The sequence below is a fragment of the Arenimonas sp. genome, assembly GCF_041913985.1.
Lineage (GTDB): Bacteria > Pseudomonadota > Gammaproteobacteria > Xanthomonadales > Xanthomonadaceae > Arenimonas.
The window spans coordinates 70,466-96,492 of sequence record NZ_JAYSEG010000008.1 but is presented as its reverse complement, the minus strand read 5'-3'; the positions used below and the strand labels follow the sequence as shown (position 1 = coordinate 96,492).

At 71.5% G+C, this 26,027-nt stretch carries 23 protein-coding genes and 1 pseudogene; 13 read left to right on the top strand and 11 right to left on the bottom strand.

The window, feature by feature from the left end; translation table 11 throughout:
- Positions 1-38: 38 nt before the first annotated feature.
- Positions 39-728 carry a hypothetical protein gene (locus tag ACE3Q2_RS04410; RefSeq protein WP_374473078.1) on the bottom strand — a complete coding sequence of 230 codons (690 nt, stop codon included), beginning with the start codon at positions 726-728 and terminating at the stop codon, positions 39-41.
- Between the two features lie 217 nt (positions 729-945).
- Here ACE3Q2_RS04410 and ACE3Q2_RS04405 point away from each other — a divergent pair, with 217 nt between their 5' ends.
- From ACE3Q2_RS04405 to ACE3Q2_RS04380, 6 genes are all read left to right on the top strand, one after another.
- Positions 946-4,005 (top strand): DUF3427 domain-containing protein, encoded by a 3,060-nt coding sequence (locus ACE3Q2_RS04405; protein ID WP_374473076.1) that lies wholly within the window; start codon positions 946-948, stop codon positions 4,003-4,005.
- 75 nt (positions 4,006-4,080) lie between these two features.
- On the top strand, positions 4,081-4,479 hold the full coding sequence (locus tag ACE3Q2_RS04400) for an antitoxin Xre/MbcA/ParS toxin-binding domain-containing protein (RefSeq protein ID WP_374473074.1): 399 nt from the start codon (positions 4,081-4,083) through the stop codon (positions 4,477-4,479).
- The gene (locus ACE3Q2_RS04395) at positions 4,479-5,159 is read left to right on the top strand and encodes an RES family NAD+ phosphorylase (protein WP_374473072.1); all 681 of its coding nucleotides are present in this window, start codon (positions 4,479-4,481) and stop codon (positions 5,157-5,159) included. The genes ACE3Q2_RS04400 and ACE3Q2_RS04395 overlap by 1 nt, the downstream gene beginning before the upstream one ends.
- A gap of 122 nt (positions 5,160-5,281) precedes the next feature.
- Positions 5,282-6,403, top strand: a complete 1,122-nt coding sequence (locus ACE3Q2_RS04390) for a sensor histidine kinase (protein WP_374473069.1) — start codon at positions 5,282-5,284, stop codon at positions 6,401-6,403.
- On the top strand, positions 6,400-7,161 hold the full coding sequence (locus tag ACE3Q2_RS04385; RefSeq protein WP_374473067.1) for a LytR/AlgR family response regulator transcription factor: 762 nt from the start codon (positions 6,400-6,402) through the stop codon (positions 7,159-7,161). The genes ACE3Q2_RS04390 and ACE3Q2_RS04385 overlap by 4 nt, the downstream gene beginning before the upstream one ends.
- Positions 7,162-7,284: 123 nt before the next feature.
- The gene (locus ACE3Q2_RS04380) at positions 7,285-7,830 is read left to right on the top strand and encodes an ester cyclase (RefSeq protein WP_374473065.1); all 546 of its coding nucleotides are present in this window, start codon (positions 7,285-7,287) and stop codon (positions 7,828-7,830) included.
- A gap of 94 nt (positions 7,831-7,924) precedes the next feature.
- On the opposite strand, the gene ACE3Q2_RS04375 is transcribed toward ACE3Q2_RS04380, so the two are convergent.
- The 3 genes from ACE3Q2_RS04375 to ACE3Q2_RS04365 form a co-directional block, all read right to left on the bottom strand.
- On the bottom strand, positions 7,925-10,975 hold the full coding sequence (locus ACE3Q2_RS04375; RefSeq protein WP_374473063.1) for a TonB-dependent receptor domain-containing protein: 3,051 nt from the start codon (positions 10,973-10,975) through the stop codon (positions 7,925-7,927).
- 94 nt (positions 10,976-11,069) lie between these two features.
- A complete protein-coding gene (locus ACE3Q2_RS04370; protein ID WP_374473061.1) occupies positions 11,070-12,083 on the bottom strand; it encodes a FecR domain-containing protein in 1,014 nt (337 codons plus the stop codon).
- A complete protein-coding gene (locus ACE3Q2_RS04365) occupies positions 12,061-12,654 on the bottom strand; it encodes an RNA polymerase sigma factor (RefSeq protein ID WP_374473059.1) in 594 nt (197 codons plus the stop codon). Before ACE3Q2_RS04365 ends, ACE3Q2_RS04370 begins: the two co-directional genes overlap by 23 nt.
- Here ACE3Q2_RS04365 and ACE3Q2_RS04360 point away from each other — a divergent pair.
- The 7 genes and pseudogenes from ACE3Q2_RS04360 to deoD all read left to right on the top strand — a co-directional run.
- Positions 12,653-13,447, top strand: a pseudogene (locus tag ACE3Q2_RS04360) (cyanophycinase); the annotation flags it as partial. The gene ACE3Q2_RS04365 and the pseudogene ACE3Q2_RS04360 sit on opposite strands and share 2 nt — an antisense overlap.
- A gap of 249 nt (positions 13,448-13,696) precedes the next feature.
- Entirely contained in the window at positions 13,697-14,668 is a 972-nt protein-coding gene (locus ACE3Q2_RS04355; RefSeq protein ID WP_374473082.1) for an isoaspartyl peptidase/L-asparaginase family protein, read from the top strand.
- A gap of 2 nt (positions 14,669-14,670) precedes the next feature.
- A complete protein-coding gene (locus tag ACE3Q2_RS04350; RefSeq protein WP_374473057.1) occupies positions 14,671-15,231 on the top strand; it encodes a DUF3293 domain-containing protein in 561 nt (186 codons plus the stop codon).
- Positions 15,232-15,276: 45 nt separating this feature from the next.
- Complete coding sequence (gene deoC / locus ACE3Q2_RS04345; RefSeq protein ID WP_374473055.1) at positions 15,277-16,029, top strand: deoxyribose-phosphate aldolase; 753 nt, start codon at positions 15,277-15,279, stop codon at positions 16,027-16,029.
- Between the two features lies 1 nt (position 16,030).
- On the top strand, positions 16,031-17,380 hold the full coding sequence (deoA, locus tag ACE3Q2_RS04340) for a thymidine phosphorylase (protein ID WP_374473052.1): 1,350 nt from the start codon (positions 16,031-16,033) through the stop codon (positions 17,378-17,380).
- Positions 17,377-18,591 carry a phosphopentomutase gene (locus ACE3Q2_RS04335; protein ID WP_374473050.1) on the top strand — a complete coding sequence of 405 codons (1,215 nt, stop codon included), beginning with the start codon at positions 17,377-17,379 and terminating at the stop codon, positions 18,589-18,591. Before deoA ends, ACE3Q2_RS04335 begins: the two co-directional genes overlap by 4 nt.
- A 7-nt stretch (positions 18,592-18,598) precedes the next feature.
- The gene (deoD, locus tag ACE3Q2_RS04330; protein WP_231698088.1) at positions 18,599-19,324 is read left to right on the top strand and encodes a purine-nucleoside phosphorylase; all 726 of its coding nucleotides are present in this window, start codon (positions 18,599-18,601) and stop codon (positions 19,322-19,324) included.
- Positions 19,325-19,333: 9 nt separating this feature from the next.
- Here deoD and ACE3Q2_RS04325 read toward each other — a convergent pair whose 3' ends face one another.
- The 7 genes from ACE3Q2_RS04325 to ACE3Q2_RS04295 all read right to left on the bottom strand — a co-directional run bounded on the left by ACE3Q2_RS04325 (position 19,334) and on the right by ACE3Q2_RS04295 (position 25,904).
- Positions 19,334-19,753, bottom strand: a complete 420-nt coding sequence (locus ACE3Q2_RS04325) for a cytidine deaminase (RefSeq protein WP_231698087.1) — start codon at positions 19,751-19,753, stop codon at positions 19,334-19,336.
- A 114-nt stretch (positions 19,754-19,867) separates the two neighbouring features.
- Entirely contained in the window at positions 19,868-20,809 is a 942-nt protein-coding gene (locus ACE3Q2_RS04320; RefSeq protein WP_231698086.1) for an SDR family NAD(P)-dependent oxidoreductase, read from the bottom strand.
- Between the two features lie 66 nt (positions 20,810-20,875).
- Complete coding sequence (locus tag ACE3Q2_RS04315; protein WP_231698085.1) at positions 20,876-22,129, bottom strand: ABC transporter permease; 1,254 nt, start codon at positions 22,127-22,129, stop codon at positions 20,876-20,878.
- Positions 22,126-23,349 (bottom strand): efflux RND transporter periplasmic adaptor subunit, encoded by a 1,224-nt coding sequence (locus ACE3Q2_RS04310; protein WP_231698084.1) that lies wholly within the window; start codon positions 23,347-23,349, stop codon positions 22,126-22,128. Before ACE3Q2_RS04310 ends, ACE3Q2_RS04315 begins: the two co-directional genes overlap by 4 nt.
- Complete coding sequence (locus ACE3Q2_RS04305; RefSeq protein ID WP_231698083.1) at positions 23,346-24,311, bottom strand: HlyD family secretion protein; 966 nt, start codon at positions 24,309-24,311, stop codon at positions 23,346-23,348. Before ACE3Q2_RS04305 ends, ACE3Q2_RS04310 begins: the two co-directional genes overlap by 4 nt.
- On the bottom strand, positions 24,308-25,246 hold the full coding sequence (locus ACE3Q2_RS04300) for an HlyD family secretion protein (protein ID WP_231698082.1): 939 nt from the start codon (positions 25,244-25,246) through the stop codon (positions 24,308-24,310). The genes ACE3Q2_RS04305 and ACE3Q2_RS04300 overlap by 4 nt, the downstream gene beginning before the upstream one ends.
- Complete coding sequence (locus tag ACE3Q2_RS04295) at positions 25,230-25,904, bottom strand: ABC transporter ATP-binding protein (protein ID WP_231698081.1); 675 nt, start codon at positions 25,902-25,904, stop codon at positions 25,230-25,232. Before ACE3Q2_RS04295 ends, ACE3Q2_RS04300 begins: the two co-directional genes overlap by 17 nt.
- Positions 25,905-26,027 lie beyond the last annotated feature (123 nt).

The following is a 26,027-nucleotide window of genomic DNA, read 5'->3' as shown; positions in this document are numbered from 1 at the left end:
ATTTTCAACGCGCAAAACCCGCATTTGCTGGTCAATTTTCAGCGCGCCTCAACAGCCAGCTGCTTTGACGGGCGGATGCGACCATGTTCGATGCGATAGAGGAGCTCGGCCCGATCGCCGCGATGGATGTGCCGGCGGATGAAGTCGCGCAGCCTCTCCTGCTCGTCCAGCCCATGCAGAAACAGCGGCGCACGCGCCAGGTAATCCGAATACCGCGCGTCGTCGATCTTGCCGTCGCGGCGGTAGTTGTGCAGGTAGGCGCAGGGCCGCAGGTGGATGTCGCCTTCGTAGACGGCTTCGTTGAAACCCTGCAGCGCTTCGGCGTAGGACCAGGCCTGGTAGCAGGGATGCGTACCTTCCCGCTCGGCACCGCCGCCGCGGTTGGCGATGACGATGCCGTCCTTGTCGCTAACCTTGCAGTCCGACCACTGCTTGAGCTCCACCACGACCAGGTGCGGGGTGTCGTCCAGGTCATGCCCGGTCAGCAGGAGGTCGATGCGCTTGGAGCTCTGCGGGATCTGGTACTCGATGCCCACGCCCATCTCGTCGGGCAGGGCCGGGTCACGCAGCACCTTGGCCATCTCCACCAGCGAAGCCTTCCAGGCCCGGAACTCGGCATCGGGCGCGTAACGGCCGGTCGCTTTCAGGTAGGCCTCGGCCACGCGGTCCTCGATGAATCCGTCGGCATCCTTGAGGAATGTGGCGCGCGTGCCGCTGTAGATGATCATCCGTCCCCCGCCCCATCGACCCCCATGGCCAGGGCACACCGTAACGCCGTGGGTGACCTTGCGCGAGCCCTCGCTTGGCGCCTCGAGAAAAAGTCGCAATTTTCGGCAACACTCCAACCTGGACAGTTGGACGGGCGACCGAGCATCCTGGTTGCGAATCGGCACACCTGGGGAGCCTGCCGTGACAGATCTACATCCCGGGCTCTACGAACAACTTTTGACCCTGGCCCTGTCCGAGCGGCTTCGCACCGTCGGTGACAGGCTGGTCATCGAGTCCGGCCCCCTCCACGCCGACGAGGCTGCTGACCGAATCTCTCTCCACCTAGGGCGGTTGCTTCGACAAGCCATCAACGCCTTGGAACCCAAGAAGCGGGCCTCCGTGGGCGCCTCGCTGGCGCGCGAGGTCATCTCGCTGCTGGAAGGCCATCAGGGACTTGGCGTTGATCCGGGGGACCACCTCGTCGACCCCACCATGGTGCTCCGCGCGCTCCTTGGCCATCTTCCCGATGGCACGCCCGCAAGCCTTCCGCTTCCTGCCACCCCGCTGCTGGATACCACCCTGCTGACCAATGCACCGGGTGAGCCACGCGTCGGCCACCAGCTGCGAACGGAGTTCCCGTCGGCCGACCGCGTCGACATCCTGATGGCGTTTGTCCGCCAAACCGGCATCCGCCCGATGCTCGACCTGATGCGTCGCCATGTTGAGCAGGGAAAGCGCCTCAGGCTCCTGACGACGACCTACACCGGCTCGACCGAACTGGCGGCCCTCGAGGCGCTCAAGGCTATCGGCGCAGACGTCCGGGTCTCCTACGACACCAGCGGCACTCGATTGCATGCGAAGGCCTGGCTGTTTCATCGGATCTCAGGGTATTCAACCGCCTTCATCGGCTCGTCAAACCTCACCCACCAGGCCCAGGTCACGGGCCTGGAATGGAATGTCCGTGTTGCTGGCGCACGCAACCCGGATGTCATCGAAAAGTTCTCGGCAGTCTTCGAAAGCTATTGGTCGCAAGACGACTTCCGGCCCTTCGATGCCGACGAGTTTCTGGAACTAGCCGGACGCCAGGCAGAAAGCGGGCCAAAGGTCTACCTTAGCCCCGTCGAAATCCGGCCCGAGCCGTTTCAGTCCCGCCTGCTTGAGCTGATCGCGCTTGCCCGGATGAGAGGGCAACACCGAAACCTTCTTGTCTCGGCAACTGGCACGGGCAAGACCGTCATGGCCGCCCTCGACTACCAGCGGCTTCGATCGCAGATGTCACGGTCCCGCCTCCTCTTCGTCGCCCATCGAAAGGAAATCCTCGACCAGAGCCTTGCCACCTTCCGTCACGCCCTGCGAGACCCAGCCTTTGGCGAGCTGTGGGTCGGTGGTGATCGTCCAAGGCAATTCGATCATGTCTTCGCCTCTATCCAGTCGATCTCCGCCACGGGACTGCGCTCGCTGAAGCCGGATCACTTCGACGTCGTCATTATTGATGAGTTCCATCATGCCGCTGCCGATACCTACCGGGCACTTCTGGACCACCTGACGCCGCGCCAATTGCTCGGGCTCACGGCAACGCCCGAGCGCGGCGACAGCGAACCCATTCTCCATTGGTTCAATGGAAAGATCGCCGCCGAGCTCAGGCTTTGGGATGCGATCGACCAGCAGCGCCTCAGTCCCTTCGCCTATTACGGGATCAGCGACGGCACGGACCTCTCCAAGCTCAGTTGGCGTCGCGGCCGGGGCTATGACACCGGCGAACTCGAGAACGTCCTGACGGGGGACGATGCCCTGGCCAGGCTCGTGATCCGCCAGGTGATGGAGACTGTCCCTGACGCCGGATCCATGCGCGCGCTTGGCTTCTGCGTCTCCGTCAAGCATGCGGAGTTCATGGCCAGGCACTTCTCGTCCGCAGGGCTGCCGTCGGTCGCCGTTACCGGCGGGACCGCGGCTAATGAACGTGAAGCAGCGCTCAGGAGCCTGGCGGAGGGCCGCTTGAGGGCCGTCTTTACCGTGGACTTGTTCAACGAGGGCGTCGACATACCGGCCGTGGACGCTCTGTTCCTGCTCCGCCCGACGGACAGCCCGACGCTGTTCCTGCAGCAGCTCGGCCGCGGCCTCAGGCGCCATACCGGCAAGTCGGTTTGCACGGTCCTGGACTTCGTCGGCCGACATCGCAAGGAGTTCCAGTTCCATCGCCGCCTCGGCGCCTTGCTTGGCGGTGGTCGCACGAAACTGGCCAAACAGGTCGAGCAAGGCTTTCCATTCCTCCCCAGCGGTTGCCACATGCAGCTCGACGCGGTGGCCACGCAGGAGGTTCTGCGCAATCTCAGGGATAGCCTGCCGGCTACCTTCCCCGCACGCGCGTCGGAGCTTCGTCGCGTTGCCGAGGAGTTCAATCGACCCACCCTCTCGCGCTTCCTCGAGGAGTCGGGGCTGCCTCTGGAGGAGGTCTACTCGGGAAAACACAGCTGGTCGGACCTGCAGTCGGCCGGGGGTCTCCCGACCCTGCCTGAGGGACCCTACGAGTCGGTGATCCGGCGTGGAATCGGCCGCTTGCTCCATGTGAATGACATGGCGCGGATCTCGCTCTGGAAGCGCTGGCTTTCCGAGGAGACTGGCAAGTCGACGCCCATCGAATCCCTCAGGGATCGGCGATTGATCTTGATGCTGCTCACTTCACTCCTGGAGAGGGTGCCCTTGGAGGACGACTCCCTTGAGGCAGCTGCGCGGACCCTGCGACAGCACCCGCAGGTCATCCAGGAACTCAGGGAACTCCTGGACGTGCTCACAGAGCGCATCGACCACGTGCAGCCTGAACTCGCGGACCACCCGGATATTCCCCTGGCGCTGCATGCGCGCTACACCCGGCGCGAGATCCTGGCGGCGCTTGGCCCGGGAACTGCAACGTATGTTCCCGAATGGCGGGAAGGTGTGAAGTGGTTCCCGGACCACAACCTCGACGTGTTCGCCTTTACGCTCGACAAGTCGGGAGGCCACTTCTCCCCCACCACCCGCTACCGGGACTACGCGATAAGTCCGCGCCTGATCCACTGGGAAAGCCAGTCCACCACGCGAGAGGGCAGCGAAACGGGCCGGCGCTACCAACGCCACGCCGAGATCGGGAGCTCGGTGCTGATGTTTGCGAGGACCACGACCGAAGACCGGGCGTTCTGGTTCCTCGGCCCGGCGAGATACGTCTCGCACGAGGGCGAGCGCCCGATGGCGATACGCTGGGAGCTCGACGAACCGCTCTCCGGAGACATGTTCGTCCAGTTTGCCGCTGCTGTTTCCTGATCAGCGAACCGTTTTGCTTTGTAGTCCCAATTAGGACTATATTTAGGCTTGGAGTTCTTAACGAGACTGTTCGCCATGAACGTCATCGCCGCCCAAGTCGCCCCCTCCCGCCGCGACCTCGCCGGCCCGGCCCTGCGCGCCTTCTTCAACATCGCCCGCAAGTGGGACCTGGGCGCCGAGCAGGAGCGCCGGCTGCTGGGCTCCCCGGGCCGCTCCACTTACTTCCGCTGGAAGAAGGAGCACGCCGGCGCGGTGCCGCACGACGTGATCGAGCGCATCAGCTACATCCTCGGCATCTACAAGGCGCTGCACATCCTGTTCCCGGACGAGGCGCAGGCCGACGGCTGGGTGAAGCGGCCGAACGACGCGCCCCTGTTCGGCGGCCGCAGCGCCCTGGAGCGCATGCTGGCCGGCCAGGTGGCCGACCTGTACGTGGTGCGCCAGTACCTCGACGCGCAGCGGGGCTGGGGCTAGTGCCGCTGCCTCCCGTCCACCGCGTCGAGTGGCGGCCGGCATACCGCATTGTTTCCAGCCGCTTCCCGCCGGTCGGCGTGTTCGACGCCATCGCCGAGCCGGGGGATCTGGAGGCGCTGTATGAAATCGAAGGCCTCACCAACCCCCGCCTGCGCGAGGCGATGGGCACCATCAGCCTGGTGCCGCGCGAACGCCGCATTTCCGGGCCCGGCACCACGCCCATCATGGCGGCCTTCACCCACCCCAACCCGGAAGGCTCCCGGTTTTCACCGGGCGGCCATGGCGTGTACTACGCCGCGCTGGACCGGGAAACGGCGATCCGCGAAACCGTGCATCACCGCAACCGGTTCCTGGCGCGCACCCGCGAACCCCGCTGCCAGATCCAGATGCGCTGCTACCTGGGCGACCTGGCCGGTGACCTGCACGACATCCGCGGCGGCTGGCCCGAACTGCACGACCCGAACAGCTACGTGGCCAGCCAGCGCGCCGCCATGGAGTGGCGCGCCGCGGGAAGCAACGGCGTTGTCTTCGACAGCGTGCGCCACGCCGGCGGGCAGTGCGCGGCAGTGTTCTATCCCGACCTGCTGGGTCCGGTCAGGCAGGGCGCGCACCTGACGTACCACTGGGACGGAACGCGAATCGAACAAGTCGTGATCGCCGAGCAGGCGATGGCGCTGTAGCCGCGCCGCGCACCACCCACCCCACCACAGCCTCCACTCATCCCAGCTTCCGCGCCGCCGGCACGGGCCTTCGTTATGCTCCCGATGCCGGCACCCACGCCGGCCACAGGGGCACCCACGCGGTGGAACAATTCGCCACGAACCAGCACGAACCAGCGCGGCCAACCGCGGAACAGGGGTCCGCCGCCGGCCGCCGCGGCGTGGCCATCGTGGTGGCCTGGGCGCTGGTGGCCATGCTGTTCGCCGGGCAGGCCTGGGTGGCGGCGCAGGTGCGCGGCGAGCCGCTGGCCTGGGCGCGGGCCAGCAGCATCTGGCTGGTGTGGGCCGCGGCCTGGGCGGCGCTCACGCCCGTCGCGCTGTGGCTCGAGGCGCGCTTCCCGCTGCAGCGGCCCGGGCTGCTGCGCGCGCTGGCGGTGCACGCCCTGGCCTCGGCGACCTGCGCGCTGGCGAACCTGGCGCTGTTCGCGCTCGCCGCGCCGCTCATCGGCGCCGCCAACACCGAGCCCACCTGGCTCGCCACCTTCAGCCGGCTGCTGGGCACCACGCTGCTGCTCAACCTCCCGGTGTACTGGCTGGTGGTGGCCGCGGCGCACATCGGCCGCCTGGTGCGCACCGCCCGGGAAAAGGATCGCCGGCAGCTGCGCCTGGAAGCCCAGCTGGCCGACGCCCGCCTGCAAACCCTGCGCACCCAGCTGCAGCCGCACTTCCTGTTCAATGCGCTCAACACCATCTCGGTGCTGATGCACGAAGACGCCCGGGCCGCCGACCGCATCCTGCTGCAGCTCAGCGCCCTGCTGCGCCGTTCGCTCGAGGCCAACGAGGCGCACGAGGTGACCCTGGGCGAGGAAATCCGCTTCCTGGAGAGCTACCTCGCCATCGAACAGGCCCGCTTCGGCGGCCGCCTGGGTTACTACCTGCACGTGCCCGAATCCGCCCTGCAGGCGCGGGTGCCGAACCTCCTGCTGCACCCGCTGGTGGAGAACGCGCTGCGCCACGGGCTGTCCACGCGCGCCGGCCCGGGCCGGGTGGAAGTCACCGCCGAGCGGCAGGGTGATGCGCTGCTGCTGCGCGTGGTGGACGACGGCCGCGGCCTGCCCCCGGCGCTGACCGAGCGCGTCGGCCTGGCCAACACCCGCGCCCGCCTGCGCCTGCTGTACGCCGACCGCCAGCGCTTCGACGTGCGCAACGCCTCCGGCGGCGGCACCGTGGCCGAAATCGAACTGCCCTGGCGCACCACACCATGACCCTTCGCGTGCTGGTGGTCGACGACGAACCCATCGCCCGCCGCGGCCTGCGGCGCCTGCTGGGCGAGGAGCCCGGCGTCGAAGTCGTCGGCGAATGCGGCGACGGCGCCAGCGCCATCACGGCCATCACCACGCTCGCGCCCGACCTGGTCTTCCTGGACGTGCAGATGCCCGAGCTCGACGGCTTCGGCGTCATTGAAGCCGTCGGCAGTCAACGCATGCCCGCGGTGGTGTTCGTCACCGCCTTCGACCAGCACGCCGTGCGCGCCTTCGACGCGCAGGCGCTCGACTACGTGCTCAAGCCCGTGGACCCGGAACGCTTCCGCCGCGCCCTGCAGCGCGCCCGCGCCCACCTGGCCCGCCCCGACGACGACTTCGTGCGCCGCGTCTCCGACGCCCTGAAGTCCATCGACCGCGGCGAGCTGCGCGACTACCCCACCCGCCTGGCCATCCGCTCCGAGGGCCGCGTACGCCTGGTGGATGTGGACGAGGTCGACCGCATCCTCGCCGCCGGCAACTACGCCGAAGTCCACGCCGGCGGCAAATGCCACCTGCTGCGAGAAACCATGGCCAGCCTCGAGTCCCGCCTCGATCCGCAGCGCTTCGTGCGCATCTCCCGCGCGGCCATCGTCAGCCTGGCCCAGGTGCGCGAAGTGCAGCCGCTGTTCAACGGCGACTTCGTGGTGCTGCTCAAGGGCGGCGCGCAGGTGAGCGGCAGCCGCCGCTACCGGGCGGCGCTGGATGCGCTGCTGCGCTGAGCGGCCATCACCGCGCCGCACCCACCCGTCCCACTGCCGCCCCCACGCGGCACCAAACCGTCGCAATCCCCTGGGCGCCAGCCCAATCTCCACCACGCGCAATCCCGCGTACCGGAGATGGTCATGAAAACGCTCAAGATCCTGCTTTCCGCCGTGGCGACCATCGTCGCCCTCGCTGCCCCGTTCACCTGCCGCGCCGAGTCGTCGGAAAACGCTTCCGCCGAAACCCTGGCGCTCAACAAGGACGTCACCCGCCGGGTGTACGAGGAAGGCCTGAACCAGGGCCGCTTCGAAGTGCCCTACCGCGCCGACTTCGTGGGCCACGGCGGCCGCAACACCTTCACCCACGCCGACGGCATGGCCGAGGCCCGCGGCTGGCGCGAGGCCTTCCCCGACCTCCGCATCACGGTGGAAAAGCAGGTGGCCGAAAACGACCTGGTGGCGGTGCGCTGGACCGCGCGCGGCACCAACACCGGCACCGGCAACGGCATCCCGGCCACCGGCAAGGCGGTGGAGATCACCGGCACCACGCTGTTCCGCATGGACGAAGGCAAGATCGCCGAAGAATGGACCTGCGCCGATTCGCTGGGCCTGATGCGCCAGCTGGAGCTGCTGCCGCCCCGCACGGCGGCGGCGCCCCCGGCCAAGGCGCCGGCCGCGGCGCGCTGAACCCGGCCTTCGCGCCCAAAGGAAAAGGGCACGCGTCGCCGCGTGCCCTTTCCGTGTTTCCATCCCGGAAGGATCCGGGCGCGCGTGGCAGGCCTTACAGCGCCTCGCCCCCGAACTTGTGCGTGTACTGCAGGAAGAAGCTCCGGCCCTGCGTGTCGAACCACGAGATGTCGTAGTACGGGTACGAGGTGTAGGTCGGGTCGTGCGGCGGGTTCTTGTCGAACAGGTTCACCACCGACAGCGTCACGCTCGAGTGGTCGCTGAAGGCGTAGCCGAAGGTGGCGTTGTAGCGGTAGGTCGCGCCGATCTTCGGACCCGGGTCGCCCTCCTCCCACACCTCGTCGTACGACCAGCCGTTGGGCAGGCTTCCCAGGCGGCGGCCCTGGATGGCCGCGTTCCAGCCGTTGCGCTCCCACGAAAGCCGCAGGCTGGCCTTGCTGCGCGGGATGTCGTAGCCGCTGTTCACGGCGAACATGTCCACCACCGCTTCGTCCGGGTACTCCTGGATCTCGTGCGTGCGCACCCAAGTGTAGTTGCCGGCCAGGCGGAAGGTGCCGAAACCCGTCTCCATCCGCACGTGCGTGCTGAAGTCCACGCCGTCGGTGCTTTCGTTGGCGATGTTGATCGGGTTCACGTGCACGCCGTAGATGGCGCCGGTGTTGGTGCGGGTGACGCGCGCCAGCATGTCCGCGCAGGTGGCCGAGCCGGGGTCGGCGCCGTTGATGCCCAGGCGGCAGTCACGCTCCCAGCGCATCACCTCGTTCGCGCGCAGGTCCTGCACCTGGTTGCTCATGTCGATGCTGAAGTAGTCGACCGAGAAGTCCAGCCAGTCGGTGGGCGACCACACCAGGCCGGTGGTCCAGGAATCGCTGGTCTCGGGCTTGAGGTCGCGGTTGCCGACGCGGCTGCGGATGATGCCCTCGTCGCCGTAGCTGCAGTCGTCGTAGCCCTCGCCCGGCTCCTCGGTGTCGCAGCGGTAGAAGTCGACCACCGAGGTTTCGTCGTTGCCCGGGCCGGTGAACACGTAGTGCAGGTCGGGCGCGCGGAAGGCGGTGCCGTAGGAACCGCGCACCAGCAGGCTCTCGAGCGGGCGCCATTCCACGCCCGTGCTCCAGGTCGGCTTGTTCGGCTCGCGACCGGCGAAGCGGTACTGGTCGAAGCGGCCGGCCACGCTGATGTTGAGGTTTTCCAGCACCGGCATGCGCAGCTCGCCGGCCAGGGCCCAGCGGTTGCGGCTGCCGGAACCGTCGGAGTCCTTCCAGCTGTAGTAGTAGTACTGCGTGGCCAGCGGGTCGGGCTTGAGGTCGTAGGACTGGTGGCCGAACTCGGCGGTGGCCGCGAAGCCGGCGTCGCCGCCCGCCATCGCGAACAGCGCCGCGTTGGTGAGCGTGAACGACAGCGTCTGGGTTTCCGACTCCGGGTGGTAGGTGGTGCGGGCGAAGATGGCGTCGTACTCGGCGCGGGTCAGCGGCGTGTACATGCGCTCGTGGGGCGCGTCGTAGATCGGGTAGCCGTCTTCGTCGTAGCCCAGCAGCGGGCCCAGGAACAGGTCGTTGGCGCGCGAGGCCACGATCTGCGGCCAGCTGATCTCGGCCCGGTACTGCGAGTGGCTCAGCGCCGCCTCGTAGTCCCAGTTCTCGCCGAAGGTGCCGGTGAAGCCGGTGGTCAGGCCGAAGGTCTTCTGCACGGTGTTCACCATGCCGGTGCCCAGCCCGCCCATTTCCTCCACGGTGAACTGGCGCTGCCAGTACTCGAGCTGCTCGGTGTCCTGGTTGTAGAAGTAGTCCCACTCGATGCCGTCGGGCGTCATCAGCGCCCAGCTGCGCGGGGCGCGGAACAGCGACACCTCGTGGCGGCCGGCCTGCACGTCGGCGAACCAGCGCATGCCGTTGGCCAGGTCGTAGCCCATGGTCGCGAACAGGTTCACGCCGCTGCGCTCGCTCAGCATGGTGCGGTAGGCCACGGCGCGGTCGGAGCCGCAGTAGTAGCCGTAGTTGCGCCGGTAGGCGTAGTGCATCGTGCCTTCGTTGAGGTTCGACAGCGCGTCGCAGGTTTCCTCGCCCGGGTCGATGTAGTCGTCCCACCAGTCGGTGATCAGGAAGTTGCGCGGCGGGTAGCCGTAGCGCGACGGGTTCGGCGCGTCGTAGCTCGAATCCTGCTGGCTGCGCTGGTAGCCCCAGAGCGGGTCCTGTTCCAGGTATTCCAGGCCGGCGACGAGGTCGAAGCCGCCCTTGCTGAAGCCGCTGGTCAGGTTGAGCCGGTGCGACACGGCGTCGCCGGCTTCGGTCTGGCCGTAGCGGTAGTCGATGGTGGTGCCGTCGGCCTGCTTCTTCAGGATCAGGTTCACCACGCCGGAGATGGCGTCGGAGCCGTAGATCGCCGAAGCGCTGCCGGTGAGTACTTCGATGCGGTCGATCATGCCCAGCGGCAGGCTGGAGATGTCGGTGAAGTTGCTGCGGCCGCCGAAGGGCAGCGGGAAGTCGGCGATGCGCCGGCCGTTCACCAGCACCAGGGTGTGGTTGGGGCCGAGCGCGCGCAGGTCCACCTGCTGGGCGCCGGGCGAGAAGTCGGCGCCGCCGGCCGACTGCTGGCTCTGCGTCTCGCCGCCGTTCTGGGTGAGCGAGCCGAGCACGTCGGGCACGGAGGTGAAGCCACCGGCCAGGATGTCGGCGGCGGTGACCACGGTGATCGGCGCCGGGCCTTCGATCTGCGCGCGCGGGATGCGCGAACCGGTGACCTGCAGGGTTTCCATCGTCACCGGCTCTTCGGCGGCCGGTGCGGCGGGCTCCAGGGCCTTCGGCGCCGGGGCCGGCGCGGGTGCGGGCGGCGGGTTCGCCACCGCGGCGCGCACGATCACCACGGCGCCGGCGTCCCCATGCCGGGCCACGAAGCCGCTGCCGGCGAGCAGCTTGTCCAGCGCCTGGTCGGGCGTCAGCTGGCCCTGGGCGCCGGCGGTGTCCACGCCACGCAGCTGGTCGGCCGGGTACACCACCTGGGTGCCCGACTGCCGCGACAGCGAATCCAGCGCGGCGGCGAGGCTGCCGGCCGGGATGTCGATCGGGCGGGCCGGCGGTTCCTGCGCGTGCGCGGACAGCGCGGCGGAACAGGCCAGGCTCAACAACAGGCGTCGAAACGGTAACGACATGGCAACCCTCCCCTGGTAGGCGCACGACGTGGCGCCCTTAGGCCATCACGACGAACGGACGCGCGATTCCCCCCATCCCCGGGGGCCGGGTGCCTCAGCGGCAGGCGGCGGCGCCGGCCGAATGCAGCACCACGGCCTCGTCGCGGCGCTCGGCGCACACGGGGAAACCGGCTTCGAGCAGGGACACGAAGGTGTCCACGTTGTCCCAGCGGAAGCTGCCGCCCACGCGCAGGGCGCCGGCGGTGTCGTCGCCCACCAGCAGGCGGCGGGCGTTGTAGCGGTTGAATTCCTCGGCCGCGGCGGCCAGCGAGGTGTCCTGGAAGGCGAGGTAGCCGCTGCGCCAGTCCACCAGCCGCGCCACTTCCTCCAGCGTCTGCCGGCGCACCAGCACGCCGTCGCCGCCGGTGGTGGCCACGCTGCCGGCGCGCAGCAGGGTGCCGGGCGCGTCGGGGTCGCCGGCGTCGGCCAGGCGCACGATGCCTTCGGTCACCACCACCCGCACCTCGTCGCCCTGGCGGCGCACGGAAAACGCGGTGCCCACGGCCACCACGCGGTGTTCGCCCACGGCCACCACGAAGGGCCGGGCGCGGTCCTTGGCCACTTCGAAATAACCCTCGCCCTGCGCCAGCTCCACCCGGCGCTGGCTGCGGTCCAGGCGCACGTGGATGCGGCTGTCGCTGCCCAGGGTGGCGCGCGAACCGTCGGAGAGCGGCACGGTGTCGAGCTTGCCCAGCAAGGTGCGGTAATCCGCGGTCTCGATGCCGCTGCGCCACCAGGCGCTGCCGGCCAGCACGGCCAGCACCAGCGCGGCGGCCAGCCCGGCCAGGCGGCGCAGCGCACTGGGCCGGGGCGTGGCGGCGGCGTGACGCGGGCGCGGGGCCAGTTCGATCACGCCGGCGCCGGGCAGCGCGGCCTGCGCGGGCGCCAGCGCCTTCAGCCGGGCCGCCTGCTCCCAGGCCGCCTGCACGCGCAGGAAGGCCACGCGGTGCGCGGTGTCGGCCTGCAGCCAGGCCTCGAGCTCGGCCTCCTGCGCGTCCGTCCAGCGCTCGCCCACGCGGCGCGCCAGCCATTCGGCGGCGAGGCGGTCAGTCTGCGTGCTGGCGTTCATGGCGTTTCTCCCGTCGGGCCACGGCCGGCGCAGGCGCCGCCAGGTCGAGGCCGTCGCCGGTGCCACCGTGGAAACCCTCGGCCATCAGGCGCATGCCCTTGGCCAGGTGCTTTTCCACTGTCTTCTCGCTGATGCCCAGGCGCGCGGCCACCTGCTTCTGCGAAAGCTCCTCCACCCGCCGCAGCCACACCACCTGGCGGCAGCGGGCGGGCAGGCGGTCGAAGGCGTCCGACAGCCGCCGCAGCACCTGGCGGGCGCCGCACCAGTGTTCCGGCGACAGCCCGTCCACCATCAAGACGTTCAAGGCCTCGAAATCACCCATCGTCTCGATCGACACCACCCGGCTGCGGCGCACCCGGTCGGCCAGCAGGTGCCGGGCGGTGGCGAACAGGAAGGCCTTGGGCTGCTCGGGCAGCGCCTTGCCGGCGGCCTCGTAGACGCGCACGTAGATTTCCTGGCGCAGGTCGGCCAGCTCGTCGCGATGCGGCCAGAAACGCCGCAGGAAGTGCATCAGCGCCGCCTCGTGGGCGAGGATTTCGCGGACGAACCATTCGTCTTGGGCGGCGGACATGGCCTTCACCATAGCCGAAGGCGCGGGGTGGGGATATTGGACCTCCGTTCGTCTTGGACAGGACAACCAAAATTCGGGGGAGCGCGGCATGGCAGGCAGCAGGCATTGGCTTTGGACCCTGGGCTTGGCCCTGCTGGCGCCGGTGGCGTGGGCGGCCGACTACGCCCACTACCAGCTGGGCAACCCGGACGCGCCCACCCCGGGTCAGGTGCGCCCCGGCCTGCTGCTGATGGGCGGCGGCGACCGAAATTTCGATTCCCTGCGCTGGTTCTTCGAGCGCGCCGGCCATGGCCACATCGTGGTGCTGCGCGCCTCGCAGGCCAACGAGGTGGCCGAGGAGTTCTTCAACGAGGTCGGCGGCATCGCCTCGGTGGAAACCTACGTCTTCAGCAACCGCGAATCGTCCACCGACCCGGCCCTGCTGCGCAGCCTGGCGCGCGCCGACGGCATCTTCATCGCCGGCGGCGACCAGTCGCGCTACGTGCGCTACTGGCGCGGCACGCCGGTGGCGGCGGCGCTGCAGAAGCACGTGCTCGACGGCAAGCCGCTCGGCGGCACCAGCGCCGGCCTGGCCATGCTGGGCGAATACCTCTACGGCGCCATGGACGGCGGCAGCCAGGTGAGCCCACTGGCGCTGGCCGACCCGCTGGGCGCCGGCAACACCATCGAAACCGGTTTCCTGCAGCTGCCGCTGCTGCACGGCGTGCTCACCGACACCCACTTCCGCGAGCGCAACCGCCTGGGCCGCCTGGTGGCCTTCGTGGCCAAGGCCGAAGCGATGGCCGGCGAAGGCCGCCGCATCCTCGGCCTGGGCGTGGACGAAGACGCCGCGCTGGCGCTGGAAGGCGACGGCACCGCGCGCGTGTACGCCACCGCGCCGGGTGCCGGCGCCACGGTGGTGCCGGGCGGCTTCCCGCGCACGCAGCAGGAAGACCTGCCGATGCAGCTACCGGCCTTCGAAGTGATTGGCGCGGACGCCGGCTCGGTGCTGCACCTGCCCGAAGGCCGGGTGGAGAAGCCCGCGTTCCGCCACCGCTACGCCGTGCGCGACGGCGTGCTGGTGGCCCTGGACCAGCCGCTGCTGGTGATCCACGGCGGCGCCGGCGTGGAGCGCGCCAGCCTGGACGCGAAGGAAGAAGCCGCGGCCCGCGCCGCGCTCGAACAGGCCCTGCGCGCCGGCCACGCCGCGCTCATGGCCGGCCAGCCCGCGCTGGACGCGGTCACCGCCGCCATCACGGTGCTCGAGGACGCGCCGCAGTTCAACGCCGGCCGCGGCGCGGTGTTCACCCACGACGGCCGCAACGAGCTTGACGCCTCGGTGATGGACGGCGCCACCGGCCAGGCAGGCGCCGTGGCGGGCGTGCACCGCGTGCGCAGCCCCATCACGCTGGCGCGCGCGGTGATGGAAAAATCCAAGCACGTGATGATGGTCGGCGACGGCGCCGAAACCTTCGCCGCCGAGCAGGGCATCGAGCTGGTCGACCCGTCCTGGTTCCGCACCGAGAAGCGCTGGCAGCAGCTGCAGAAGGCGCTGGCCGAGGAGGCGAACGCGCAGGCCGCGGTGGAACTGCCGGGCAAGGCCTACTTCGGCACCGTGGGCGCGTTGGCGCTCGACGCCCAGGGCCGCCTGGCCGCGGGCACCTCCACCGGCGGCATGACCAACAAGCGCTACGGCCGCGTCGGCGATTCGCCGGTGATCGGCGCCGGCACCTGGGCCGACGAGCGCTGCGCGTTCTCGGGCACCGGCTGGGGCGAGTACTACCTCCGCGCAGCCGCGGCCTACGACGTCTGCGCGCGCATGAAGTACAGCGGCGTCGGCGTGCGCCGCGCGGCCGAGGCGGTCATCAACGAAACCATCCCGGCCAAGGGCGGTGACGGTGGCGCCATTGCGCTGTCGGCCGACGGCGAAGTGGCCTTCCCCTTCAACACCGAAGGCATGTACCGCGGCTGGATCGGCGCCGACGGCGTTCCGCACGTGGCCGTGTTCGCGGGTGAAACGCTGGCGGAGCCCTGAGCATGGGGCTGGCGCGCAGCGCCTTCGACCGCCGCGCGCGGCGGCATACTGCGGGCATGAAGAAGCGCCCCTCGCCCCCGCCCGCCGCCATGATGGCCGCCTTCGCCGACGCGGTTTACCGCGTCTACGACGGCGATTCGAAAATCGAACTGCGCATCGGCCAGGCCAACCCGGCCATGGCCGCGCTGCTGGCGCGCCACGGCGTGGCGCAGGGCGGCCTGGTCACCGGCGAAAACCCCTTCGGCCAGGCGCAGTCGCCGGAAGCCAACGCCGCCGCGAACGCCGCACTGGCCGCCGCGATTGATTCCCTCGGCCTCGTGCGCCTGCCGTCCGACGGCGGCAGCGAGGACAACAGCTGGAACGAACCCGGCTTCCTGGTGCTCGGCGGCGAAGGCGACCCGGTGGACATGCTGGCCCGCGCCTACCGCCAGGCGGCCTGGGTGCGCATCGACGAGCAGGGCCGCGCGCACCTGGCGCCCTGCCACTACTGGCGCGCCGGCGAGGGCCCGGAACCTTGCTGGCCACCGGGCCTGTTCGACGACGAAACCCCGCTGCCCACCTGATTTCAGTCAAGGCCGGCGCCGCGGCCCCGCCGCAGACTGCCGGGCATGGACACGCCCGCCCCGCTCCGCCGCCTGCTCGCCTGCCTGGACCTGACGCGCCTGGGCGACGCCGACACCCCCGCCGATATCGCCGCGCTCTGCAACCTGGCCGCGCGCCTGCCGGTGGCGCCCGCCGCGCTGTGCGTGCACCCGGAAATGATCACCAGCGCCCGCGACGGCCTGCTGCGCCGCGGCCTGGCCGGCGTGGCCATCGCCACCGTGGTCAACTTCCCCGACGGCGCCGCCGACCCGGCGCGCTGCCGTCGCGAAATCCAGCGCGCGCGTGGCGCCGGCGCCCAGGAAATCGACGCCGTCCTGCCCTGGCGCGCCCTGCTCGACGACGACCCCGATGCCGTGGTCGCCTGCCTGGTGGCGGTGCGCGAAGCCAGCGGCCCGCTGCCGGTGAAGGTCATCCTCGAAAGCGGCGAACTGGGCAGCGCCACGCGCATCCGCGAGGCCTCGCTGCTGGCCATCCACGCCGGCGCCGATTTCATCAAGACCTCCACCGGCAAGGCGCGCGTGCACGCCACGCCGGAAGCGGCCGAAGTGATGCTGCAGGCCATCGCCGACACCGGCGGGCGCTGCGGCTTCAAGGCCGCCGGCGGCATCCGCACGCCGGAAGAAGCCGCGCAGTACGTCGCCATCGCCGCGCGCCTGCTCGGCCCGCTCTGGGTCACGGCCACGCGTTTCCGCATCGGCGCCAGCAGCCTGGCCGAAGCGGTGCTCGCGCAGCTGTCGCCCAAGCCGCCGGAGGCCTGACATGGCCCTCGCCGCGCCCTCGCCGCAGGCCGTGCTGCGCCGCAAGCGCGACGGCCACGCGCTGGCCGCGTCGGAACTGCAGGGTTTCATCGCCGGCATCGCCGACGGCCGGCTCAGCGACGGCCAGCTCGGCGCCTTCGCCATGGCCGTGTGCCTGCGCGGCATGGACCGCGACGAAACCGTGGCGCTCACCCTGGCCATGCGCGACAGCGGCCGGCGCCTGGACTGGCGCGCCGCGGGAATCACCGGCCCGGTGCTCGACAAACATTCCACCGGCGGCGTGGGCGACTGCACCAGCCTGCTGGTGGCGCCCCTCCTGGCGGCCTGCGGCGCACACGTGCCGATGATTTCCGGCCGCGGCCTGGGCCACACCGGCGGCACGCTCGACAAGCTCGAGGCCATTCCCGGCTACCGCGCCACGCTCTCGCCCGATGCGCTGGTGGCCGCGGTGCGCGAGGCCGGGCTGGCCATCGTCGGCGCCAGCGCCGAACTCGCGCCCGCCGACCGCCGCCTCTACGCGGTGCGCGACGTGACCGCCACGGTGGACGCGATCCCGCTCATCACCGCCTCCATCCTGTCGAAGAAGCTCGCCGCCGGCCTGGACGCGCTGGTGCTGGACGTGAAGTGCGGCAACGGCGCCAGCCTGCCCGAACCCGCGCAGGCCCTCGCCCTCGCGCGTGAGCTGGTGGAGGTCGCCAACGCCGCCGGCCTGTCCACGCAGGCCCTGGTCACCGACATGTCGCAGCCGCTGGCACCCGCCGCCGGCAATGCGCTGGAAGTGCGCGTGGCGCTGGCCTGCCTGCGCGGCGAAACCGTGGCGCCGCGCCTGGTAGAACTGAGCCTGCACCTGGCCGCCACCGCGCTGTGGCAGGGCGGCCTGGCGCCGGATCTCGATGCCGCGTACGCGCAGGCGCAGGCCACGCTCGCCAGCGGCGCCGCGGCCGAACGTTTCTCGCGGATGGTGGCCGTGCTGGGCGGGCCCGTCGACCTGCTCGAAGCACCCGACCGGCATTTCCCGCCCGCGCCCTGCATCGCTTCGCTCGGGGCACCGGCCGACGGCTGGCTGGCCGGCTTCGACACCCGCGCGCTCGGCGAAGCGGTGGTGGACCTGGGCGGCGGCCGGCGCCAGCCCGACGACCGCATCGACGCACGCGTCGGCCTCGACGCCATCCTTCCCCTCGGCACGCGCGTACGCAGCGGCCAGCCGCTGCTGCGCGTGCATGCCGCCGACGAAGGCGCGCTGGCGGCCACGCTCGAACGCCTGCGCACGGCGGTGACGATCCAGCCGCAGGCACCGGCGCCCTCGCCGCTGGTGATCGAACGCATCGGTGCGGGGGTCGCCAGCGCATGAGCCGCGTCATGCTGCTGGTGCTCGATTCGCTCGGCGTGGGCGCCCTGCACGACGCCGCCGACTACGGCGACGCCGGCGCCGACACGCTGGGCCATATCGCGCAGTGGTGCGCACGCCCCGTGGCCGACGGGGGCCGCGGCCGCCCGCTGTCGCTGCCGAACCTGGTGGCCCTGGGCCTGGGCGAGGCGGCGCGCTGCGCCACGGGGCGGACGCCGCCGGGCCTGTCGGGCCCCGTTGCCTGGGGCGCCGTGCACGGCTGCGCGCGCGAGCAATCGCGTGGCAAGGACACCGTGTCCGGCCACTGGGAACTGTGCGGCCTGCCCGTGCCCTGGGACTGGGGCCTGTTCCCGCGCCGCGAAGACACGCTGGCGCCGGATGAACTCGCGCGCCTGGCCGCCGCCTGCGGCGTGCCGGGTTTCCTCGGCAACCGCCACGCCTCCGGCACGCAGGTGATCCAGGACCTGGGCGCCGAACACCTGCGCACCGGCCTGCCCATCCTGTATTTCTCCGCGGATTCGGTGATCCAGATCGCGGCGCACGAAGAGGGCTTCGGCCTCGGACGTTTGCTCCAGGCCTGCGAAGGCGCGCGCCGGCTCGCGGACGACTGGCGCATCGGCCGCGTCATCGCGCGACCCTTCCTGGGTTCGCCGGACGAGGGCTTCCAGCGCACGCCGAACCGCCGCGACTACGCCGTGCCGCCGCCCGCGCCCACCCTGCTCGACCACCTGCACGACGCCGGTGGCGAGGTGGTGGCCGTGGGCAAGATCGGCGACATCTTCGCCGGCCGCGGCATCACCCGCGCGGTCAAGGCGCATGGGCTGGACGGGCTGGTGGAGGCCACGCTCGCTGCGTTCTCCACTGCACGCGACCCGGCGCTGGTATTCACCAACCTCGTCGATTTCGACCAGGAATTCGGCCACCGCCGCGACGTGGCCGGATACGCCGGCGCGCTCGAACACTTCGACCAGCAGCTGCCGCGCCTGCGCGACGCGCTCGGCCCCGGCGACCTGCTGGTGCTCACCGCCGACCACGGCAATGACCCCACCTGGCCCGGCAGCGACCACACCCGCGAGCACGTGCCGCTGCTGGCCTGGGGCCCCGGCCTGCGCGGCGCCGACGCCGGCGTGCGCGACAGTTTCGCCGACCTGGGCCAGTCGCTCGCGCGCTGGCTCCGCCTGCCACCGCTGGCCCACGGCACGGCCGCCTTCTGAGGACACCATGAGCCTGCACATCAACGCCGCCCCCGGCGATTTCGCCCCCACCGTGCTGCTGCCCGGCGACCCGCTGCGCGCCCGCCACATCGCCCAGGCCTATCTTTCCGACGCGCGCGAAGTCAGCAACACCCGCGGCATGCTCGGCTACACCGGCCAGTGGCAGGGCCAGCGCCTGTCGGTGATGGGCAGCGGCATGGGCATTCCTTCCTGCGTGCTCTACGCCACCGAGCTGGTGCGCCAGCACGGCGTGCGCCGGCTGCTGCGGGTGGGCACCTGCGGCGCGGTGAAACCCGGCCTGCGCCTGGGCGACCTGGTGCTGGCCCTGGGCGCCAGCACCGATTCGCGCGTGAACCGGCAGCGCTTCGGCGGCCACGACTTCGCCGCCGTGGCTTCGTGGCCGATGCTGCGCACGCTGGCCGACACCGCCGCGGCCGCGGGCCTGCCGCTGCATTCCGGCAACATCTTCTCCAGCGACCTGTTCTACCACCCCGACCGCGCGCTCACCTCGCTGCTGGCCGACATGGGCCTGCTGGGCATCGAAATGGAGGCCGCCGGCCTGTTCGGCGTGGCCGCGGCGGAAGGCGTGCACGCCGCCGCGCTGCTCACCGTGTCCGACCACCTGCTGGAACACACCGCCATGGACCCGGCCGAACGCGAACAAGGGCTGGACCGCATGATCCGCCTGGCGCTCGACGCCGCGGCGGCGATGGAAGCGAACGCCGCGGGCTGAGCCGCGGGCTCAGCCCGGCGGCAGTTCGAAGGCTTCCGGCAGCAGCGCGCCGATGGCGTGCCAGGCCGACGTGCCGTCGCCGGTGCGCCAGCCCACCTGGGCCTCGCGGCCGAATTCGTGGATCAGCTGGCGGCAGGCGCCGCAGGGGGGGATGGCGCGCAGCTGCCCGCTGGCGTCGCGCGCGGCGATGGCCACCGCCACGATTTCCATGCCCGGCCCTTCGGCCAGCACCGCCGCGGCGATGGCATGGCGCTCGGCGCAGCCACCGAGCGGGAAGGCCGCGCTTTCGACATTGCAGCCGGCGTGCAGGTCACCGCCGCGCGTGAGCACCACCGCGCCCACGCTCAGCCCCGACCACGGCGCATGCGCCTGGGCCAGGGTGTTCTCGGCCATGGAAACCAGCACCTCGCGTTCCCGGGGATCGTGCATGTCGGCACACCGCATCGGCGCCGGATCGACGCCTGCCCAGCATCAGGCCAGGGCCCGGTTCGCGGAAATGACGTGGGTCAAGCAGGCACGGGCAGGGGCAGGCGAGGCGCGGGCTCATCCGCCCAGCGCCTGCGCCGCCCGCGCCTGCAGGCTCGCCACCAGCGCTTCGGGCGCGGCGCCGCTGCGGGTGAAGGCGAAGACGTGTTCGGCGTCGAGCCGGCGGTCGAGCCAGATGCCTTCTTCCGACGCCAGCCGCGGCCGCGTGGCGGCCAGCCACAGCGCGGTGTCGGCGCCTTCTTCCGCGCTGCGCAGCACCGGCCTGAAGAAGCGCCGGAAGCCCGGCAGCGCGCTGCGCACGCCGTCGGTGTCCACCCAGCCCGGGTGCATCACCCAGGCACGCGGGGCGGCTTCGCCCAGGCTATTCCAGTAGTTCGTGAGCGCGACTTGCGCACGCTTGTGCTGGGCGTAGGCGAGGAAGCCGTCGTGGGTGGCGGCGTCCGTGGCTTCCAGCGCGTCCAGCCCGAGCGCGGCGCCGTACATGCCGCCCGAGCTCATGGAAATGATCGCCGAGCGCGGGCCCAGCGCGCCGCCGCGGCGCAGCGCGGCGTCGAGCACCCAGTGGCCCAGCAGGTTGGTGGCAAAACCGCGCTCCACGCCTTCGGGCGTGCGGATGAAGTCGTGGCACATCAGGCCCACGTTGTGCACCAGCACGTCCACCGGGCCGGCGGCGGCGATGGCCGCGCCGGCGCGCTGCACGTCCTGCATCAGGGAAAGATCCACCACCACCGGCGTGATGCGGCCGCGATCGAGCGCGCCGCCGGCCAGGGCCTCGAGCTTGCGGCCGTCGCGCGCCAGCGCCAGCACCTGCGCGCCGCGCGCCGCCGCGCCCAGGGCGATGGCGCGGCCGATGCCGCCGGTGGCGCCGGTGACCACCCAGCGCTGCCCGGTGAAATCGGCGTCGAGGCGCGCATCGCCCACGCGGCGGCGGAAGCCCAGCCGCGAGAACGGCAGGGCGAAGCGGGCGTAGAAGACCAGGGCACCGAGGGCGTTCTTCATGCCGGCAAGCATCCGCCACCCGTCGCCGTGGGCGGGTGAAGACGGGCCGCGGGTGACGCCGTCGCCCTACTCCGTGCGCAGCGAGGCGATGGGGTCGAGGTCGGCGGCTTGCTTGGCGGGGTAGACGCCGAAGGCCATGCCCACGGCCGTGCACAGCAGCACCGCCACCGCGATGGGCAGCGGCGCCCAGGCCACGTCCCAGCCCGCCAGCGTGGCGATGGCGTAGGCCAGCGCGATGCCGAAGGCCACGCCGAGCAACGCGCCGGCCACGCAGATGACGGCCGCCTCGCGCAGGAACTGCGCCACCACGTCGGTGCGGCGGGCGCCGAGCGCGCGCAGCAGGCCCACTTCGCGCCGGCGTTCGAGCACGTTGGCCAGCATGATGTTCATGATGCCGATGCCGCCCACCAGCAGGCTGACGCCGGCGATGGCGCTCATCACCACGCGGAAGATGCGCTGGGTCTGCTGGTGCTGGGCGAACAGCTGGGCCGGGATGACCAGGCTGTAGTCGTCGGCGCCGGCGTGGCGCTGCTTCAGCAGCGCCGCCAGCACCTGCGCGCCTTCGCCGATGCGCTCGGGCGCGTCCACGCGCACCAGCAGGCGGTCCACTTCGTCTTCCATGGGCTGCAGGCGGAAGCGCGCCAGGCCGCTGGCCAGCGGCACGAACACGCGGTTGCTCTCCAGCCCCAGCGGCACGCCCTGGAAGCGGTCGGCGCTGAGGTCGCGGTCGGCCAGCACGCCCACCACTTCCAGCCAGGCGTGGTTGACCTTGACGTGCTGGCCCACGGCGCCGCCCTGCGGGAACAGGCTGCGTGCGGCCTGGTGGCCGAGCACGGCCACGGCGGCCAGGGCCTCGTCGTCGGCCTGCGTCAGCGCGCGGCCTTCCGCCACGCGCAGCGAACCGAGCTCGAAGAAGCTGGGCGAAATGGCGCTGGCCTGGGCGTCGCTGGCGGCGTGGTCGCTGGCCACGGCGTCGGTGCGCAGGCGCTTTTCGGCGGCCATGGCCACGGCGCCCGGCACCACGTCGAGCGCCGCCTGGGCGTCGGCGCGCGTGAGGCCCAGGCTGCGGGCGCGCAGTTCGCGCAGCGAGGTTTCATCGAAGGTCTTGGCTTCCACCACCAGGTTGGTCAGGCCCAGGCCTTCCACCAGGCGCAGCGCTTCGCGCCGGCTGCCCTCGCCCACCGCCTGCATGGCCACGATGGAGCCCACGCCGAACACCAGGCCCAGCAGGGTGAGGCCGGTGCGCAGCTTGCGCCGGGCCAGTTCCTCGAAGGCTTCGCGCCAGGCGACGCGGTCGTTGAGGTGACGCCATTCGATCATGGCGCGGCCCCGGCTTCGTCGTTGGCGGCGGGCGCGTCGGCGGCCAGCAGCACGCGTTCGCCCGCGGCCAGGCCCGACAGCACCTGCGTGCGCGCCGGCCCGCGCTTGCCCAGCTCCACCGGGCGGCGCACCGGTTCGCCGCCGTCGAGCACGGTGACGAAGGCCTGGTCGCCTTCGCCCGACAGCGCCACGTTGGGCACGGTGAGCGCTTCCGGCGCCGACAGCAGGATGACGCGGCCGGTGAAGGCCTGGCCCGGCACCCAACCGTGCCGCTTCGCCACTTCGGCCGGCACGCTGGCCTTGGCGGACACGAACTTGGCCGGGTTCTGCCGGCTTACCGCGCGCGGCGCGCTGGCGACCCAGGTGACCTCGCCCACCGCCTGCTGGCCCGGGTGGCCCAGCGGCGCCAGTTCCACCTTCTGGCCGAGCGCCAGGCCCTGCGCTTCCTGCTGCGGCAGGCGCAGCTCCACTTCCAGCGCGTCGATGTCGGGCAGGTTGGCGAACTCGGTGCTGGCCCACATCTGCTCGCCGATGCGCGGCAGCTCGCCGCTCCAGCTGATGGCCAGCATGAAGATGCCGTCGTGCGGCGCGCGCAGCTCCAGGGCGTCCAGGTCGCCGCGCTTGTTGGCGGCGTCGGCTTCCAGGGTGTTGCGCTGCACGCCCAGCACGTCAAGCTCGGCTTCGCCGCGCTGCGCCGACTGGTCCTGGCGCCAGCGCAGCACGCCGGTCTTCTCCTGCAGGAATTCCTCGTCTTCCACCGCGTCGAGCACGACGTTGCGGGCCAGGGCCTCGAAGTCGGCGCGGGCGTAGCGGCGGGCGATGGCCAGGGCCGATTCGGCCTGCGCCAGCTCCACCTCGACGCGGTCGAGCCCGACCTCGAGCTCGCCTTCCTTGCTGGCGCGCGCCAGGGCGTTGCGCTGCAAGTCGAGCAGGGCCTTGTCGAGCTGCAGCTTCGACTGCGCGGCCTCGAAGCGCGCCACCAGGTCGCCCTGCTTCACCGGGCTGCCGTCGGACAGCATCCACACCAGCTGGCGGCGCGCGAAGTTCTGGCCGGGCACGCGCAGGGGCGTGGCCTTGGCGGCCTTGAGCTCGCCCTCGGCGCGCACCCAGAACTCGACCGGCGCCGCGGCCACGGTTTCGGTGGCGGTGACGGCGCCGTCTTCGCTGGCGCAGGCGGCCAGCAGCAGCGTGGCGAGCAGGGCCAGGGCGGGCCGGGTCATGGCGCCACCTTCGCGTCGGCCGCCGGCACGGTGACCTCCACGCTCACCGGCATGCCGGTCTTGAGGCCGCTGGTGTCGCCTTCCAGGCTCACCAGCACGTCGATCACCGGCACCGGCGCCAGGCGCGACTTGCTGCGCACCGCGCGCCCGAGCTCCAGCACCTTGCCCGACAGCCGCCGGCCGGCGCCGCCCTGCACCTGCACGCGCGCCGGCAGGCCTTCGGCGATGCGCAGCATGTCGCGCTCGGCCAGCGTGGCGCGCACCACCAGGGTGGACGGGTCGGGCATCTCGGCCACGGTCTGCCCGACCCAGACCGAGGTGCCCACTTCGAAACGCTCGCCGCGCCAGTTGCTCTTGACCACCAGCACGCCGTCGCGCGGCGCCGGCACGGTGAGCAGGCCGATCGCGCGGGTCAGTTCGGCCACGTCGGTGCTGGCCTGGGCCACCTCGGCGGCGACGAGCGCGCGCTCGGCCTCGCGCTGCCGGCGCGCCAGCACTTCGCGCTCGCGCATCAGCGCCGCGCGGCGGGCGGCCTGCTCGCGCTCGATCACCAGCTTGCGGTAGTCCACCGAGCGGATGATGTCGGCGGGCTGGTCGGCTTTGCGCTCGGCCTTGTCCAGCGTGGCGGCCTGCTCGGCGGTGGCCAGGCGCTCGGTGCGCTCGCGCTCGGCCAGGTCGAGCAGCAGCTTGGCCTGCTCGCTCTGCTTCTGCTTGAGCAGGCCCTGGGCCTCCATCAGCCGGCGCTGCAGCTCGGTGCCGTCGAAGGTGACCGCGGGTTCGCCCTGCTTGAGCGCCGCGCCGTCGGCGGCGAGCTGGGTGATCTGCAGGTTCCAGACGTTGCGCACCGTGGGCGGCATGATGGGCGCGCTGCTGAGCGCGGCCACCTCGCCTTCCAGCGTGAGCGTGTCGGCCGCGGCGGTGCCCGCGGCCAGGGCCAGCAGCAGGGCGGCGGCGCGGATCACGGCGCGGCCCCCGCGGCGGGCTGGGCGGGTTCGGCGATGACGCGCACGCTCATGCCGGGGCGCAGCGGCAGGCCGTGGCCGTCCGGCAGGGCGACGTCCACCACGAAATAGCGGCCGCTGCCCCACTCGGCCTTGGCCGTGGGGCTGCCGGCGATGCCGGTGATGCGGCCCTCGACGGTCTTGCCCGGCACGGCGTCGAAGCGCAGCTGCACGGCCTGGCCCTCGACCAAGCCGCGGCGGTCGGGCTCGAGCGCGAAGGCGCGCACGCCCAGCGCGCCGGGCCGCACCAGTTCGCCGATGGCCTCGCCGGCGTTCACCGACGCGCCTTCCTCGTAGCGCTGGCCGCTCCAGGGGTTGAAGTAGAAGCTGGCGACGCCGCTGCCCACGGCGCGCTGCTCGGCCATGGCAATCACCGAGGCCGCGTAATCGAGGTCGGTTTGCATCTTGGCCACCTCCAGCTCGCCGTCGGCGCGGCGGCGGGCGACCGCCTCACGGGCGGTGCGCAACTCTTCCTGCTTGAGCGCGTGCTCGCGTTCGGCGCGCGCCAGTTCGCCGGCGTAGCGGTCCACGTCGATGCGGGCGATGTAGTCGGACGGGATGGCGGCGTCCACCTTCGCCTTCGCCAGCGCGGCGTCGGCGTCCACCAGGGCCAGCTGGGCGTCGAGCTCGCGCACCGCCAGTTCGGCCAGCTCCTTGGCGATGCGGGCGCGGGCCTGCACGAGCTGGGCCTTGAGCGACTCCTGCTGGGCCAGCGCGGCACCCGGGTCGATGCGAACCAGCGAATCGCCGGGCTCCACGGCCGTGCCGTCGGGCACGGCGTAGCGCAGGGTCACGGGGCTGGATTCGGACATCGGGGCGTAGATGACCTCGGCGTCGGGTGCGCGCACCTGGCCGCTGAGCACCACCGCCAGCAGCAGTTCAGCGCCCGGAATCATGGTCCACCTTGCCGTCGCGCATGCGCACCTGGCGCGGCGCGCGTTCGGCCACGTCGGGGTCGTGGGTCACCAGCACCACGGTCTGGCCGTCGCGGTGCAGCTCGGCGAACAGGCCCAGCACGTCGGCGGCGGTCTTCGAATCGAGGTTGCCGGTGGGTTCGTCGGCCAGCAGCAGCGCGGGCTTGAGCAGCAGGGCACGGGCGATGGCGGCACGCTGCTGCTGGCCGCCGGACAGCTGCTGCGGGCGGTGCGCCATGCGGTCGGCCAGGCCGACGCGGCCAAGCAGCTCGCGGGCGTAGTCTTCGGCGCCGGGCACCGGGTCGAGGCAATAACGCAGCGGCAGCAGCACGTTCTCGAGCACGCTCAGCCGCGGCAGCAGGTGGAAGGACTGGAACACGAAGCCGATGCGGCGGTTGCGCAGTTCGCTCAGCGCGTCGTCGTCGAGGCTGGCCACGTCGGCGTCCTCGAGCCGGTAGCGGCCGGCGCTGGGACGGTCCAGGCAGCCCAGCACGTTGAGCAGGGTGGACTTGCCCGAACCCGAGGCACCGGTGATGGCCACGTGCTCGCCGCGGCCGATGTGCAGGTCCACGCCCGCCAGGGCCGGAATGGATTGGCCCTCCACCGAATAGGTGCGGGCGATGCCTTCGAGGTGGATCATCCGCGGCCGCTGCGATGGATCGAGCTTGGACTAATAGGTGAAGCGGGCGACGACTGCAAGCGTGCCCGGGCCAGCGGAAAAGGCCCGGCCGGCGCCGGCCGGGCCTTTTCCTCCCCTGTTCGG

Coding starts and splice junctions, on each gene's coding strand:
- ACE3Q2_RS04410 (WP_374473078.1), bottom strand. CDS start 728: ATGATCATCTACAGCGGCACGCGCGCCACATTCCTCAAGGATGCCGAC.
- ACE3Q2_RS04400 (WP_374473074.1), top strand. CDS start 4,081: ATGAACGTCATCGCCGCCCAAGTCGCCCCCTCCCGCCGCGACCTCGCC.
- ACE3Q2_RS04385 (WP_374473067.1), top strand. CDS start 6,400: ATGACCCTTCGCGTGCTGGTGGTCGACGACGAACCCATCGCCCGCCGC.
- ACE3Q2_RS04380 (WP_374473065.1), top strand. CDS start 7,285: ATGAAAACGCTCAAGATCCTGCTTTCCGCCGTGGCGACCATCGTCGCC.
- ACE3Q2_RS04375 (WP_374473063.1), bottom strand. CDS start 10,975: ATGTCGTTACCGTTTCGACGCCTGTTGTTGAGCCTGGCCTGTTCCGCC.
- ACE3Q2_RS04370 (WP_374473061.1), bottom strand. CDS start 12,083: ATGAACGCCAGCACGCAGACTGACCGCCTCGCCGCCGAATGGCTGGCG.
- ACE3Q2_RS04365 (WP_374473059.1), bottom strand. CDS start 12,654: ATGTCCGCCGCCCAAGACGAATGGTTCGTCCGCGAAATCCTCGCCCAC.
- ACE3Q2_RS04350 (WP_374473057.1), top strand. CDS start 14,671: ATGGGGCTGGCGCGCAGCGCCTTCGACCGCCGCGCGCGGCGGCATACT.
- deoC (WP_374473055.1), top strand. CDS start 15,277: ATGGACACGCCCGCCCCGCTCCGCCGCCTGCTCGCCTGCCTGGACCTG.
- deoA (WP_374473052.1), top strand. CDS start 16,031: ATGGCCCTCGCCGCGCCCTCGCCGCAGGCCGTGCTGCGCCGCAAGCGC.
- ACE3Q2_RS04335 (WP_374473050.1), top strand. CDS start 17,377: ATGAGCCGCGTCATGCTGCTGGTGCTCGATTCGCTCGGCGTGGGCGCC.
- deoD (WP_231698088.1), top strand. CDS start 18,599: ATGAGCCTGCACATCAACGCCGCCCCCGGCGATTTCGCCCCCACCGTG.
- ACE3Q2_RS04325 (WP_231698087.1), bottom strand. CDS start 19,753: ATGCACGATCCCCGGGAACGCGAGGTGCTGGTTTCCATGGCCGAGAAC.
- ACE3Q2_RS04320 (WP_231698086.1), bottom strand. CDS start 20,809: ATGAAGAACGCCCTCGGTGCCCTGGTCTTCTACGCCCGCTTCGCCCTG.
- ACE3Q2_RS04315 (WP_231698085.1), bottom strand. CDS start 22,129: ATGATCGAATGGCGTCACCTCAACGACCGCGTCGCCTGGCGCGAAGCC.
- ACE3Q2_RS04310 (WP_231698084.1), bottom strand. CDS start 23,349: ATGACCCGGCCCGCCCTGGCCCTGCTCGCCACGCTGCTGCTGGCCGCC.
- ACE3Q2_RS04300 (WP_231698082.1), bottom strand. CDS start 25,246: ATGATTCCGGGCGCTGAACTGCTGCTGGCGGTGGTGCTCAGCGGCCAG.
- ACE3Q2_RS04295 (WP_231698081.1), bottom strand. CDS start 25,904: ATGATCCACCTCGAAGGCATCGCCCGCACCTATTCGGTGGAGGGCCAA.